Below are 12,797 nucleotides of genomic sequence, written 5' to 3'. Positions count from 1 at the left end.
GGCGCGATCCCTTCCCCACCTCCACCACTCGAAGCAATGAGGACCGACATGAGCACGGACTCCCACACCGCCACGATGACCGGCGCCTTCCTGCCCGGTGACGGCACCGTCGACCTGCGCGAGACGTCCCGGCCCCGGGCCGGCCACGGCCAGGTCGTCCTGCGCACACGCGCCTCGGGAATCTGCGGCAGCGACATCCACTACATCTACAACGGCCACATCGGCGAAGGCGGCGCCCGCTACGACGACGTCGTGGCCGGCCACGAGCCGGCGGGTGAGGTCGTCGCCGTGGGCCCCGGCTGCAAGCGACTCAAGCCCGGCGACCGGGTCGCCGTCTACCACATCTCCGGCTGCGGCCAGTGCGACGAGTGCGCGCGCGGCTACTTCATCGGGTGCACTTCTGAGTCCCGCGCCGCCTACGGCTGGCAGCGCGACGGGGGCCATGCCCCGTACCTCCTCGCCGAGGAGAACACCTGCGTCCCGCTGCCCGAGCCGCTCACCTACGTCGACGGTGCCTTCATCGCCTGCGGCATCGGCACGGTCTACGAGGCACTCTCCCGAATCGCCCTGAGCGGCGCGGACCGACTGCTGGTCACTGGGCTCGGCCCGGTCGGCGCGGCGGCTGCCATGGTCGCCCGCGCCTTCGGTGTGCGCACCGTGTACGGCGCCGAGGTCGTCCCCGAACGGATGGAGTGGGCCCGCTCGCTCGGGCTGTTCGACGAGGTGCTCGACTCCTCCGCCGAGCCGCTGGAGCGGGTGCTGGAGCTGACCGGTGGCACCGGTGTCGAAGCGGCCGTGGACTGCTCCGGTCACCCCGCGGCCCGCTCCCTCGCCCTCAAGGCACTGCGAGTACGCGGCCGGCTCGCACTCGTGGGCGAGGGTGGGCAGATGAGTCTCGACGTCTCGGACGACGTCCTCCACAAGCAGGTGCTCATCTCCGGTTCCTGGGTCACCTCCGTACAGGGCATGACCCGGCTGGCCGAACTGCTCGCCCGGCAGGAGCTGCACCCCGAGCGGCTGGTCAGCGACCGCTTCCCGCTCGCCGAGGCCCAGCGCGCCTACGAGGCGGCGGCCGGCCGCGCCGCCGGCAAGGTCTGCCTCGTCTTCGAGAACTGACCGCACGCCTTTCAAGGAGCACCTCAGTGAGCAGTACACCCGCACACCGAGCCGACCAGGGCAGGGTCAGCGCCTTCCGGCGGGCGCGCGCCGGACACGAGATCGTGGAGGTGGGCAACGGCCTGATCAGCCTGGTGCTCAGCCCCGTGTTGGGCGGCCGCCTCCTGTCGGCGGTCCGGGACGGCCGCGAGTTCCTGCACCGCAACCCGGAACTCCTGGACGAGGCGCTCAACGCCCGGGATCCGCGTGCCGTCGGCCCCCACGACGGCCCGATGTCGGCGTGGCACAACTGGGGCGGCGACAAGACCTGGCCCGCCCCTCAGGGCTGGTCGGGTCCCGAGGAGTGGGCGGGTCCCCCGGACCCCGTCCTGGACTCGGGGGCGTACGCCTGCGAGGTGGACGTCGCCCACGACGGCTCGCGCGCCGACATCACCCTCACCAGCGGCGACGATCCACGGACCGGGCTGCGCCTGACCCGCCGGATCACTCTCGCGTCCGGGCGGTGCGACTTCGCGCTGAGGCTCAGCGCCGACAACGTCTCGCCGCGGACCGTCCGGTGGGCGCTGTGGAACGTCACCCAGTTGCCTGGGCATCCCGCCGAGCGGCCGGGTGACGGGGTCTGGCTGGGGACGTCCGGGGCGGGCGCGCCGGTCACCGACCTGGTCGCGGGCACCGGCCGGCCGCGCGTCGAGCAGCACGGCGACGTCCTGCACGTCCCGGCGCAGGACGTGGTCGGCAAGGTCGGCTTCCCCGACGCGGTGGGGTGGATCGCCCACGTCGGCCCGGCCGGCACCTGGACCTACCGCTTTCCGGTCGACCCCGACGCTCCGTACCCGGACGACGGCTCGCGGGCCGAGGTGTGGATGGAACACCCACTGGACGCGCCGCTGGAACACCTGGGGGGCCTGCGGCCACGTCACCGAGTCGTGGAGTGCGAGGCGCTCGGCCCGTACCGGGAACTGGCGCCCGGCGACACCACCACGTTGGACGGCACGGTGTCCCTCGGTCCCCGGCTCGGCGCGGTGACCTCGGTCGGCGCGCACGCCTGGTGGAGCGAGCCGCTCACCTACGCCGGGGGGAAGGTGACCGGCGTGTGCGTGCTGTCCGGCGGCGGCACGGCCGCCGTACTGCTGCGGGACATGGCCGGCCGGGTGCTCCGGCGGCTGCCCGTCGGTGAGTGCGGGGCGGGTGCACCCCTGGTGCTGGACACCCGGTTGCGCGCGGACCCGGGCGCTGTGCGCGTGGAGGTGTGCTGCGGAAGGGACGTCCTGGGAACGGTGGCGGTGCTGCCCGGCTGAGCCTTGCCCATACACCCGTGCCCGGTACCTCGGGTCCGCCGAGGCACCGGGCACAGGCATGTCGGGCGTACGGCGGTCAGGTCGCCGTGGAGCGGTAGGCGGCCGTCGGCAGGCCGGGCACGTCCACCCGGGCACGGAACACCGCCCCGTCGAGTGGTCCGGGGGCGGCGAGTCCCACCCGGGCCGTCGTGACGTGGAGGGTGTGCCCGTCGTCGCCGCCGAGGCAGACGCCTGCGGCCTGGGTCACCGGCAGGCGCAGTACGGTCGCCAGGGTGCCGTCGGGCAGGTATCGGCGGACCTCGCCCGCGCCCCAGACCGCCGTCCACAGAGCACCCTCGGCGTCCACGGTCATGCCGTCGGGGCTGCCCTCGGTGACCTGGGCGAACTCCTCGCCCTCGCCGAGGTCTCCGTCGCGCGGGTCCACTGAGTAGCGCCGTACGAGCCCACGCGCGCTGTCGGCGAGGTACATGGTGGTGCCGTTCCGGTCGAAGGCCGGACCGTTGGGGATGGTGATGCCGTCAAGGACCCGGGTGACCGAGCCGTCGGGGCCGGTCCGGTACAGGGAGCCGGCGTCCGGTGTCCCGTCGTAGGCCATGCTCCCGGCCCAGAAGCGGCCGTGCGGGTCGGCGCAGCCGTCGTTCATGCGCATCGCGGTCGGCGCGGACCGCTCGGGGTCGGCGAGCCACTCGGGATCGGTGCCGGTGGTGAGCAGGCAGATGCCGGTGCCGGCGGCCGCGATCCAGGTCCCGGGCCGGCCGGCGACCGGGGCCACCGCGCCGAGCGGTACGTCCAGGCGGGCAAGGGTCCGCAGCGGGGCCGTGCCGTCACCGTCCGGGGTGAGCAGGCGGCCGGTGAGGATGTCGACGCAGACGAGCCGGCCGTCGGCCCAGCGGATGCCCTCGCCGAGCTCCAGGCGGTCCGGTGCGCCCAAGGGCGACAGATCGGTCATGGTGAGGCGCTCCCGGTGGTGGTGGACGGGTCAGCGGATCGTGGTGCCCGGGGCGGCGGCGAGCAGACCCAGTTCGTCACGGCGGGGCAGGCCCTCCCAGTCGCCGTCCGAGGCGACGGCGAACGCACCGAGGGTGTTGGCGCGGTCGAGGCGTCCGTCCGGGGGCAGGCCGTCGAGCAGACCCGAGAGGTAGCCGGCACAGAACGCGTCGCCCGCTCCCACCGTGTCCCGAACGGGCACCCTGAGGGCGGGGACTGTGTACCGGGATCCGTCCCGGTCGCGGAATGCGGCTCCCGCTCCCCCGCGTTTGACGACCACTTCCCGCACCCCGGCCGCCAGCAGCGCGTCCACGGCGGCCTCCTCACCCTGCGGCTGCTCGGCGAAAGCGCCGGTGACGACGGGGAGTTCGTCGTCGGAGGCGATCAGGACGGTGACGTGCTCCAGCAGCGGCAGCAAGGCCTTGCCCGCATCCTCGGCCGCCCACAGACGCTGCCGGTGGTTGACGTCCAGGACGACGGTCCAGCCGTCGGCGTGCGCGTGGGCGGCGGCCTCCTGCACCGCCTCCAGCGGACCGGGGCCGAGCGCGCAGGTGATGCCCGTCAGGTGCAGGATCCGGGCGCCGGCGTCCAGGGCTGGCGCGAGATCGGCCGGGGCGAGCAGGGAGGCGGCGGAGTGGCGGCGCCAGTAGTGGACGCGGACCAGGTCGGCGACACGTCGCTCACGGAGCATGCCACCGGTGGGTGCCTCGGGACGGACGCCGGCGTGCGAGGTCTCGACGCCTTCGCCGCGCAGTGTGCGCAGGATCAGCCGGCCCGGTTCGTCGTCGCCGACCAGGCCCGCCCAGGCGGCCCGGTGGCCCAGCCTTGCCAGGCCGATGGCCACGTTGGACTCGGCACCGGCGATGGTGGTGCGGGCCTCGGCGCCGATGGCGAGCGGTCCGGGCAGCTGTGCGGCGAGCATGGTCTCGCCGAACGTGAGGACGTCTGCGGCGACGCGCCCTGTGTCGGGACCGGTGCTCATGCCTGTCCCCGCGCGGTGTCGGCGGCGCAGAGTTCGACGAAGCGGCGGGCGCGTTCGCGCAGGGCGTCCAGGTCGCCGCCGTGCGCGGCGTCGCCCACCAGCGGGGAGCCGACGCCGACCGCGACGGCGCCGTGCGCGAGGTACTGCTCGGCGCTGGTCGGGTCGACCCCGCCGACCGGTACGAGGGGCAGGTCCGGGAAGGGGTCGCGGAGGGCCTTGAGGTAGGCGGGGCCGCCGATCGAGGCGGGGAAGAGTTTGACGGCGTCGGCTCCGGCGCGCCGGGCGGCGACGGCCTCGGTCGGGGTCAGGGCGCCGGCCAGGACCGGCAGGCCGACTCGGGCCGAGGCCGCCACGGACTCGGTGAGCGCGGGAGTCACGATCCAGCTCGCGCCGGCCTCCCGGGCGCGGGCGACGTCGTCCTCGGTCAGCACGGTGCCCGCGCCGACGAAGGCCGTGGGACCGGCCTCGGCGACGGCCCGGCGGATGACACCGAGGGCGTCGGCGGTGTTGAGCGAGACCTCGACGAGGGACACGCCCTCGTCGAGCAGGGCCAGGACGGCGCGCAGCGCGGCGTCGGCATCCGGGCCGCGCACGATGGCGGCCAGCCGGGTGCGCCGCAGCACGGCGGAGAAGCTGTCGGTGGCGCGGGGCTGCGGGGCGTTCATGGTCACGTCCAGAAAAGTCGGGGTCGGGCGGGGGCACCGGGCCGGGTCACCATTCGGCGAAGGAGCCGTCGGTGTGCCGCCACACCGGGTTGTGCCAGTCCGAGACGGTGTTGTCGGCGGCGCGGACCGCCTTCTCGTCCACCTCGATACCGAGGCCGGGGACGTCGGTGCGCAGCAGGTGGCCGTCGTGGAACCGCAGCGGCGAGGTGTCGACCAGGTAGTCCAGCGGACCGGCGCCCACGTTGTAGTGGATGCCTATGCTCTGCTCCTGGATCAGGAAGTTCGGGGTGCCGAAGGCGACTTGGAGGCTGGCGGCGAGCGAGACGGGCCCCAGCGGGCAGTGCGGTGCCATGAGTACGTCGAATGTCTCGGCGAGCGCGGCGATCCGGCGGACCTCGGAGATGCCGCCGGCGTGCGAGAGGTCGGGCTGGAGGACGGCCACTCCGGCGGTGAGGGCGGGCAGGACGTCGGTGCGCGAGTAGAGGCGCTCGCCGAGGGCCAGCGGTACGGGGGACGACGCGGTCAGGTCCCGCAACCGGTGGGTGTACTCGGGGAGTACGGGTTCCTCGACGAACAGCGGGTTGTACGGGGCGAGGTGCGGCAGCACTTTGGCGGCGTTGGCGACGGTGAAGCGGCCGTGGAAGTCGACGGCGAAGTCCCGGTCGTCGCCGAGGGCTTCCCGGGCTGCGTCCGCACGGGAGACGACCTCGTCGATGTCCCGGACGGTCGCCAGCCGGTTCATCCGGCCGCAGGCGTTCATCTTGACGGCGGTGAAACCCGCCTCCACCTGCTCCCGGACGGCTTCGGCAATCCGTGCGGGCTCGTCGCCGCCGACCCAGGTGTAGGCCCGGACCCGGTCACGCACGGGGCCGCCGAGCAACTGGTACACGGGGGCGCCGTACACCTTGCCGGCGATGTCCCACAGTGCCTGGTCGAGTCCGGCGACGGCGCTGGAGAGAACCGGACCGCCACGGTAGAACGACCCTTTGGACATGGTCTGCCAGTGGTCCTCGATACGCAGCGGGTCCTGGCCGACGAGCAGTTCGGACAGCTCCTCCACGGCGGTGCGAACAGTGGCCGCACGGCCCTCGACCATGGGCTCGCCCCAGCCGACGACGCCGTCGTCCGTCTCGACACGGCACAGCAGCCAGCGCGGCGGCACGGCGAACGTCTCGATGCGGGTGATCTTCATGCTTCTCCTTGGTGCGGTCCGGCACCGTCGGCCGGTCGGGAGACCGGACACGGGCGTCCTCCGCGGGACTGGCACGGTTCAGGAAGAGGTCTTGTAGGCGCTCCAGCCGCCATCGACGACCAGCGATGCGCCGGTGACGAAAGACGCGTCCTCGCTCAGCAGAAAAGCCGTGGCCCCGGCGACCTCTTCGGGACGCCCGAGCCGCGCGGCGACGGTCTGCTCGGCGCTGCGCCGCCGGTCCTCCTCGCCGATACCGTCCCAGGCGCGCGTGAGGACGGGACCGGGCAGCAGCGCGTTGACCCGGACGTCGGGCCCGTACTCGACGGCCAACTGGCGGGCCAGTCCGGTGAGTCCGGCCTTGGCCGAGGCATAGGCGGGGCGGCCGGGCAGTCCGACGAGGGCGTGGACCGAGGAGACCAGGACGGCGCTGCCACGGGTGGCGCGCAAGTCGTCCAGGCAGGCGCGAAAGCCGAGGAAGGCGCCGGTCAGCGTGACACCGAGCTGCTGGTTCCACTGGTCGAGTGTGGTGTCGTGGGCGGGGGCGACGCGCACGGCGTAGGCGTTGGAGACGAGAGCGGAGACGGGACCGTAGGCTCCGCGAACGGCGTCCAGCGCCGCGGTCCAGGACTCTTCGTCGCTCACGTCGGTCGGGTGGAACATCGCCTCTCCCCCGGCGTCCCGGATGGCGCGGGCCGTGCGCTCCCCTTCCGTCGTGTCGATGTCGGCGACCAGGACGCGGGCCCCCTCGTCGGCGAGCCGTCGCGCTACAGCCGCGCCGATCCCCCCTGCCGCGCCCGTGACCACGGCGACGCGTCCGTCGAAACGGGGCACGGCCCCGGAAGGCGGCGGATACATGGACGGCATGAGCGGCTCCGAAGGCTGTGGCGCGGACGGGACGGAACGGAACGGAACGAGATGGTTGCGGTCGGCGGCCATGACCACCCCCTCATGGATATTAAATATGAATTATTGAGTGACGCCAAGATGTCTCGACGAGGCACCGATCACAAACGAGGAACGCGCCGCCCCCGTGACCGGCGGCGGCGCGTCGGACGGACGCCCGATCAGCCGGTCCGGGAGGACCTGCGGCCGGCGGCATCGACCGATCGCCCGGCGACCTGGTCCAAGTCTTCGACCGCCTTCGCCAGCAGGTCGAGCATGGCGAGTTCGGCTCGGGCGGCGTCACCGTCGCGCACGGCATCGAGAACGGCACGGTGACTGGGCACGGGGTCGTCGACGGACGCATGGGCATGGACGAGACGGTCCCGCTCCCGCAGGCCCGGTTCCAGCAGCATGTCCATGCGGGCCAGCATCTCGTTGCCGGTGGCCACCAGAAGCGCGCGGTGGAAGGCCGCGTCGGCCTCGGCCGCGTCGGACGAATCCGTTCGGGCCCGCCCCATGAGGCCGAGCGCCGCTTCCAAGGCATCGAGGTCGGCCTGGGTCCGGTGCAGGGCGGCACGATGGGCAGCGGCAGGCTCGATGATGGACCGGACATCGGCGAGGTCTCGCATCAGATCCTCACCGGCCCCTCCTTCGACACGCCAACGGATGACGTCCGCGTCGAGCAGGTTCCAGTCCTTGCGCGCCCTGACGAACGTGCCCCGCTTCTGCCGTGCGTCGACGAGGCCCTTGCCGGCGAGGACCTTCAGCGACTCCCGCATGACGGTCAGACTGACGTCGAGCTCCTCCCCCAGCGCCCGCACGTCAAGCGTGGTGCCCTCCGGTACGGCGCCACCCACTATGCGCGCTCCGAGCGACTGGACCACCTGTCCGTGCACGCCGCGGGTGCTGTAGGCCGCCATGCCGCCATCTCCTTGACATCAGGCGCACGCGAGGCGCGCGGGGTGGGCGCCGCGGGCGCGAACGCGGACCTATGATATCGCCAGGCATTAATTATTAATACATCTTGTCAGGTCTGACAGGTCTCTGAGCAGCACGGTCACATACCGACTACGACAACGCGGAATCGATCGACGGGGCTGGTCTTCTCACAGGCTCATGGCAGCGTCTGTGCGCCGATCACGGAGAGCAGCTGGAGCTTCTCGTAACTCTCGCCGCCGGGCGTGGCGGTGTAGACGAGAAGCATGTGCGCCTGGCTCGGATCGAGCAGCGTCTGGCAGGTCAGCTCCAGTGCGCCGACCTCGGGATGGACGAAGCGTTTCACCTCCTTGGGCCGGATTCCGACCATGTGGTCCTTCCACACCCGGCGGAATTCCTCGCTTTGGGCAAGCAGCAAGTCGGCGTAGCGGGCCGCGCGGGAACCGGGGCCTCGCAGCGTGGCCACCTCCCGCAGGCCGGAGGCGAACATCCGGGTGAGGAACGCGTGGTCGTCAGGGTGGTAGAGCTGTCTTGTGGCGGGGTCGGTGAACCAGCGGTAGCCGATACTGCGGGCCGGGCCGCTGTAGCGGGTCTGGTCGCCAGTGAGTGCGATGCCGAGCCGGGTCTGCCGTAGCGTTTCGCCGAGCTCGGTGACGATCTCCGCGGGAGTGTCGTCGAGGCGGTCGAGGATGCGCAGCAGGCCGGGACCGATGTGCTCGCCGTCCGTGCCCCGCGGGGGCGGGGTGTGCCCGGCCAGCCGGAACAGGTGGTCGCGCTCGTCGAGGGAGAGATGCAGGCCCTGCGCGATGGAGACGATCATCTGCTGGGACGGCTGGGGCCCGCGCTCTCGCTCCAGACGTGCGTAGTAGTCGGTCGACATGTGGCACAGCGCGGCCACCTCTTCCCGGCGAAGCCCGCTGGTCCTGCGGCGCCGTCCTCGCGGGAGACCGACGTCCTCGGGCTGCAGCGCCTCCCGGCGCTGCCGTAGGAACTGTGCCAGACCGGATCGATCGATCACTGTCCACGCCTTCCGTGACGTACATGGCCCGTTCTCTGCACAGATCTACCTGAGGCGCTTCTTGATATCCACGGATTCCTGATCCCCCCTTCACGCATTGTGAGACGTGCGGTGCCGGCCCAGGATGAGAGACGTGCTCCATGATCGCCATGGGCTTGTCCGGCCCACCAGCGTGCGCAGGAGCAGCCGGTATGCCGTTGCGCCCCGGCGCGTCCCCCGACCTGATTTCCGGACTCGTCCCGCACTGCCCGCTCTCGCCCTCGTCGGCGCCCGTGGAGTCACCGTGAATCCACTGCGTCCAACCGACTCCTCAGGAAGCCGTCTCACATGCCACGTCGACACATTGACATCACGATTCCCGACCTGCGTGACACGCGGGCCGTCGTCACCGGAGCGAGCGACGGAATGGGACTCGGTATGGCGGTCCGCCTGGCCGCAGCCGGCGCGCGGGTCATCCTGCCCGTCCGCAATCCACGCAAGGGCGAGGCGGCGCTGGCCAAGATCCGTCAGCACGCCCCCGACGCGGACGTGTCGCTGCGCAGCCTCGACCTGTCCTCACTCGCCTCCGTCGCGGCGCTCGGCAAGACGCTGCTGGAGGAGGGCCGGCCCATCCACCTGCTCATCAACAACGCCGGCGTCATGACCCCGCCCGAGAGGCAGACCACCGTCGACGGATTCGAGCTGCAGTTCGGCACCAACCACCTTGGGCACTTCGCCCTCGTAGCCCACCTGCTCCCCCTCCTGCGGGCCGGACAGGCACGCGTCACCTCGCAGGTCAGCATCGCGGCCAACCAGCACGCCATCAACTGGGACGACCTGAACTGGGAACGCTCCTACAACGGCAGGAAGGCCTACAGCCAGTCGAAGATCGCCCTCGGGCTCTTCGCTCTGGAACTCAACAGGCGTAGCCAGGAAGGCGGTTGGGCCATCACCAGTAATCTCTCCCACCCCGGGGTGGCTCCTACGAGCCTGCTCGCGGCACGCCCCGAGGTCGGCCGGGACAAGGACACGGTGCTGGTTCGCATGATCCGGGCCATGTCCGCCCGCGGCGCCGTCGTGGGGACCGTGGAGACCGCGCAGCTTCCCGCTCTCATGGCCGCTACTTCCCCCGATGCCAAGCCCGGCGGATTCTACGGGCCCAGCGGCCCCGGCCACCTGGGTGGGCCACCCGGAGAACAGGAGCTCTACTCCCGCCTGCGCAGCGGCGAGGACGCCCGGCGCGTCTGGCGAACCTCCGAGGAACTCACGGGCACCCGCCTGCGGTAACAACCGGAACCCGCGGCGCTTCCAACGGCGGACAACCGTGTGATCGTCACTGATCCCCCGCCGGCACCGAACTGATCACTCTTACTGTGGGGAACGCCCTCCGGTGCTGCTTGCGGAGCGTTGCCTGCCGGCGGACTCGGGGTGGGAGAGTCCGGCGAGAAGCCGTAGTTTCTCGTCGCTGTCGCTGTCCTTGTCGGGGTAGTACACGACGAGGATGACGTCGTCCACGGGGAGTTTGTCGCGGTGGAGGCGTAGGTCACCGACGACGGGGTGGTGGACGGTGGTGCTGCCTCCGTCGAGGCTGCGGACGTCGTGGCGGGCCCACAGGGTACGGAACCGCTGACTGGACAGTGCGAGTTCTCCGACGAGTTCGACGAACCGGGGGTTGTCGGTGTCGTCCCCGATGGTCGTGCGAAGGGCGGCGACGAAATCGGCGGTGGCCTTCGGCCAGTCCTGGTGGAACTCCTGTTCCTCCGGGTCGAGGAGGAGATCGCGAAGCCGGTTCTGCCCGGGCCGCAGGCGGGGGGAGAGTGCGACGGCCATCGGGTTGGAGGCCAGGACGTCGAACGCGCGCCCTTCGACGAACGCGGGGATCGGAAGGTGGGCGAGCAGTTCGTGCACGCGCGCCGGTACGTGCTCGGGCCGCTTGCGGCGCGGCGCCCTGGGGTGGGCCGCGGCGAGGCCGAGCAGGTACGTCCGTTCGATGTCGTCGAGCTGCAGAACGCGTGCGAGTGATTCGAGAACCTGCGGTGAGGGGTTCTTGTCTCGCCCCCGTTCCAGACGCAGGTAGTAGTCGGGACTGATTCCGGCGAGCAGGGCGACTTCCTCCCGGCGCAGGCCGGGCACGCGGCGGTTGCCGCCGGGCGGGATCCCCGCCTGGGCCGGGGTGATCAGCTCACGCCGGGCACGGAGGTAGCTGCCGAGCCGGTTGCCGGATTCGTCCTTCATACCGACACCGTAATGCGGTGCGTGGACTCAGTGGGGGCCCTGACAGGACCAGGGAAGACGGGGGAACTGCCAAGTCCGGCGGACGACAGCAAGGATTACGGCACCACTGTTCGACGGGGACAGAAGACCTCACTGTCCGCGCCACGGGGCTGCACGCCGTCGTCGCCCCGGACTGAAGGGAAGAACTCGTGGATCTCTCCAACCGCACCGTTCTCATCGTCGGCGGAACCTCGGGCATCGGGCGAGAGCTCGCGTGCCGGTTCGCCGCTGCGGGCAGCGTCGTGGCCGTCGCCGGCCGCAGTCCGAGAGCGCTTTCGGAACTCGCCGAAGAAGGCTTGGGTACCTTCCTTGCAGACGTTACCGACAGTTTCTCCGTCGAGTCCCTGCGTGACGCCGTGCTCGACCGGTATCCCGAGCTGGACACCGTGGTGACCATGTCGGGCGTCATGCTCCTTGAGGACCTGCGCGATCCCGCGCACTTCGAGGCGGCCGACACGACGATCGACACCAACCTGCTCGGCACCATCCGGGTCATCGACGCCTTCACCCCCCACCTGGTCCGACGGGGCGCCGGTACCTTCATCACCGTCTCCTCCGGCATCGCCTTCCTGCCGTTTCCGCCCATGCCCAGCTACGCCGCCTCCAAGGCCGCGGTGCACGCCTACTCCGAGGCCCTGCGCGCGCAACTCGACGGCACCGGTGTCGGCGTCGTCGAGCTGGTCCCGCCGGCCGTCGCCACGGCGGGACAGGAGGAGGTGAATCCGCACGCGCTGCCACTCGATGACTTCGCCACCGAGGTAATGCACCTGCTGGCGCAGGACCCCACCCCCCACGAAATCCTCGTAAAGGGCGTCCTCACGCACCGCTGGGCCGAGCGCGACGGCACCTATGACGACCTCGTCGCCCGTCGCTCCCGTGCCATGATCCGACCTCATGAGTGATCGTTCGCTTTCTCCCGCCTGGGTGGCCTCGTGGGCCAGCAGGGTCTCGGAGACCCTGGAGGCAATGACAGACGACTTCGAGCGCCGGCACGGCTTTCCCCCGGGAGTCAACGAGGTACGGCTGGCCGACAGCGCCGACCGGGCCGCGGCTCGCACGCTCGCCCGGGACGGCCTCGTCCCTGCCGACCTGGTCACCTTCTACGGCAGCATCGGCGAGGTCACCTGGGCGGACGTCGGTAACGGCTGCTTCGTCGACCCTGCAGCCGATGTCCTTCTGCGGTTCAAGCACTACGGCACTGTCGATGTCGATGCCGGCCAGAAGAACCGTGGTCTGGTCATCGGCTCCAACGGTGGAGGCCTGTCCTATGTCGCCGGCCCTGGCGGATTGATCCACCGGACACGGACGTCGTCGCTGGACGAACCCGAACTCGACCGGGTAGCTGATGACCTGCGGCAGTTTCTCGAACTGCTGGAAAGTTCCCTGACACGGTTCGTCACCGACGGCGATCCGGGGTGCCTGTAGTTGGTGCCTCGGCGGGTCGTTGTATTAGCTGCCGTGAGTGAGC

The 12,797-nt window shown here is 71.2% G+C and carries 13 protein-coding genes; 5 read left to right on the top strand and 8 right to left on the bottom strand.

All coding sequences use genetic code 11. The features are described from left to right. Nucleotides 1-48 precede the first annotated feature (48 nt). A complete protein-coding gene (locus Sru02f_RS18965; protein WP_109031195.1) occupies nt 49-1,116 on the top strand; it encodes a zinc-dependent alcohol dehydrogenase family protein in 1,068 nt (355 codons plus the stop codon). Nucleotides 1,117-1,142: 26 nt separating this feature from the next. Continuing rightward, complete coding sequence (locus tag Sru02f_RS18960) at nt 1,143-2,414, top strand: hypothetical protein (RefSeq protein ID WP_109031194.1); 1,272 nt, start codon at nt 1,143-1,145, stop codon at nt 2,412-2,414. Nucleotides 2,415-2,490: 76 nt separating this feature from the next. On the opposite strand, the gene Sru02f_RS18955 is transcribed toward Sru02f_RS18960, so the two are convergent. The 7 genes from Sru02f_RS18955 to Sru02f_RS18925 all read right to left on the bottom strand — a co-directional run bounded on the left by Sru02f_RS18955 (nt 2,491) and on the right by Sru02f_RS18925 (nt 9,076). Then, nucleotides 2,491-3,363, bottom strand: coding sequence for an SMP-30/gluconolactonase/LRE family protein (locus tag Sru02f_RS18955; protein WP_109031193.1), 873 nt, complete (start codon nt 3,361-3,363; stop codon nt 2,491-2,493). Between the two features lie 30 nt (nt 3,364-3,393). Beyond that, entirely contained in the window at nt 3,394-4,383 is a 990-nt protein-coding gene (locus Sru02f_RS18950; RefSeq protein WP_109031192.1) for a sugar kinase, read from the bottom strand. After that, a complete protein-coding gene (locus Sru02f_RS18945; RefSeq protein WP_109031191.1) occupies nt 4,380-5,048 on the bottom strand; it encodes a bifunctional 4-hydroxy-2-oxoglutarate aldolase/2-dehydro-3-deoxy-phosphogluconate aldolase in 669 nt (222 codons plus the stop codon). The genes Sru02f_RS18950 and Sru02f_RS18945 overlap by 4 nt, the downstream gene beginning before the upstream one ends. Before the next feature lie 46 nt (nt 5,049-5,094). Then, entirely contained in the window at nt 5,095-6,240 is a 1,146-nt protein-coding gene (gene dgoD, locus Sru02f_RS18940; protein ID WP_109031190.1) for a galactonate dehydratase, read from the bottom strand. 78 nt (nt 6,241-6,318) lie between these two features. Then, nucleotides 6,319-7,104 (bottom strand): SDR family NAD(P)-dependent oxidoreductase, encoded by a 786-nt coding sequence (locus Sru02f_RS18935; protein WP_373103483.1) that lies wholly within the window; start codon nt 7,102-7,104, stop codon nt 6,319-6,321. Between the two features lie 200 nt (nt 7,105-7,304). After that, complete coding sequence (locus Sru02f_RS18930; RefSeq protein ID WP_109031189.1) at nt 7,305-8,042, bottom strand: FadR/GntR family transcriptional regulator; 738 nt, start codon at nt 8,040-8,042, stop codon at nt 7,305-7,307. Between the two features lie 194 nt (nt 8,043-8,236). Continuing rightward, complete coding sequence (locus tag Sru02f_RS18925) at nt 8,237-9,076, bottom strand: helix-turn-helix transcriptional regulator (RefSeq protein ID WP_109031188.1); 840 nt, start codon at nt 9,074-9,076, stop codon at nt 8,237-8,239. A 327-nt stretch (nt 9,077-9,403) separates the two neighbouring features. On the opposite strand from Sru02f_RS18925, the gene Sru02f_RS18920 reads away from it, so the two are divergent. Continuing rightward, nucleotides 9,404-10,342: an SDR family oxidoreductase gene (locus Sru02f_RS18920; protein WP_109031187.1), complete on the top strand. Its 939-nt coding sequence runs from the start codon at nt 9,404-9,406 to the stop codon at nt 10,340-10,342. A gap of 81 nt (nt 10,343-10,423) precedes the next feature. Here the strand turns inward: Sru02f_RS18920 and Sru02f_RS18915 are convergent, their stop codons facing one another. Continuing rightward, nucleotides 10,424-11,290, bottom strand: a complete 867-nt coding sequence (locus Sru02f_RS18915; RefSeq protein WP_109031186.1) for a helix-turn-helix transcriptional regulator — start codon at nt 11,288-11,290, stop codon at nt 10,424-10,426. A gap of 188 nt (nt 11,291-11,478) precedes the next feature. On the opposite strand from Sru02f_RS18915, the gene Sru02f_RS18910 reads away from it, so the two are divergent. Both Sru02f_RS18910 and Sru02f_RS18905 read left to right on the top strand, forming a co-directional pair. Next, entirely contained in the window at nt 11,479-12,231 is a 753-nt protein-coding gene (locus Sru02f_RS18910) for an SDR family oxidoreductase (protein WP_109031185.1), read from the top strand. Between the two features lie 64 nt (nt 12,232-12,295). After that, nucleotides 12,296-12,754 (top strand): SMI1/KNR4 family protein, encoded by a 459-nt coding sequence (locus Sru02f_RS18905; protein WP_174855046.1) that lies wholly within the window; start codon nt 12,296-12,298, stop codon nt 12,752-12,754. Nucleotides 12,755-12,797 lie beyond the last annotated feature (43 nt).

It is taken from the genome of Streptomyces rubrogriseus, from assembly GCF_027947575.1.
Classification (GTDB): Bacteria; Actinomycetota; Actinomycetes; order Streptomycetales; family Streptomycetaceae; genus Streptomyces; species Streptomyces rubrogriseus.
This window is presented reverse-complemented; position numbering and strand designations above follow the sequence as displayed.

What these genes read in the sequence shown, in the direction of transcription:
- Sru02f_RS18965 (WP_109031195.1), top strand. Translation starts at nt 49, where the DNA reads ATGAGCACGGACTCCCACACCGCCACGATGACCGGCGCCTTCCTGCCC.
- Sru02f_RS18955 (WP_109031193.1), bottom strand. Translation starts at nt 3,363, where the DNA reads ATGACCGATCTGTCGCCCTTGGGCGCACCGGACCGCCTGGAGCTCGGC.
- Sru02f_RS18950 (WP_109031192.1), bottom strand. Translation starts at nt 4,383, where the DNA reads ATGAGCACCGGTCCCGACACAGGGCGCGTCGCCGCAGACGTCCTCACG.
- Sru02f_RS18945 (WP_109031191.1), bottom strand. Translation starts at nt 5,048, where the DNA reads ATGAACGCCCCGCAGCCCCGCGCCACCGACAGCTTCTCCGCCGTGCTG.
- dgoD (WP_109031190.1), bottom strand. Translation starts at nt 6,240, where the DNA reads ATGAAGATCACCCGCATCGAGACGTTCGCCGTGCCGCCGCGCTGGCTG.
- Sru02f_RS18935 (WP_373103483.1), bottom strand. Translation starts at nt 7,104, where the DNA reads ATGCCGTCCATGTATCCGCCGCCTTCCGGGGCCGTGCCCCGTTTCGAC.
- Sru02f_RS18930 (WP_109031189.1), bottom strand. Translation starts at nt 8,042, where the DNA reads ATGGCGGCCTACAGCACCCGCGGCGTGCACGGACAGGTGGTCCAGTCG.
- Sru02f_RS18920 (WP_109031187.1), top strand. Translation starts at nt 9,404, where the DNA reads ATGCCACGTCGACACATTGACATCACGATTCCCGACCTGCGTGACACG.
- Sru02f_RS18915 (WP_109031186.1), bottom strand. Translation starts at nt 11,290, where the DNA reads ATGAAGGACGAATCCGGCAACCGGCTCGGCAGCTACCTCCGTGCCCGG.
- Sru02f_RS18905 (WP_174855046.1), top strand. Translation starts at nt 12,296, where the DNA reads ATGACAGACGACTTCGAGCGCCGGCACGGCTTTCCCCCGGGAGTCAAC.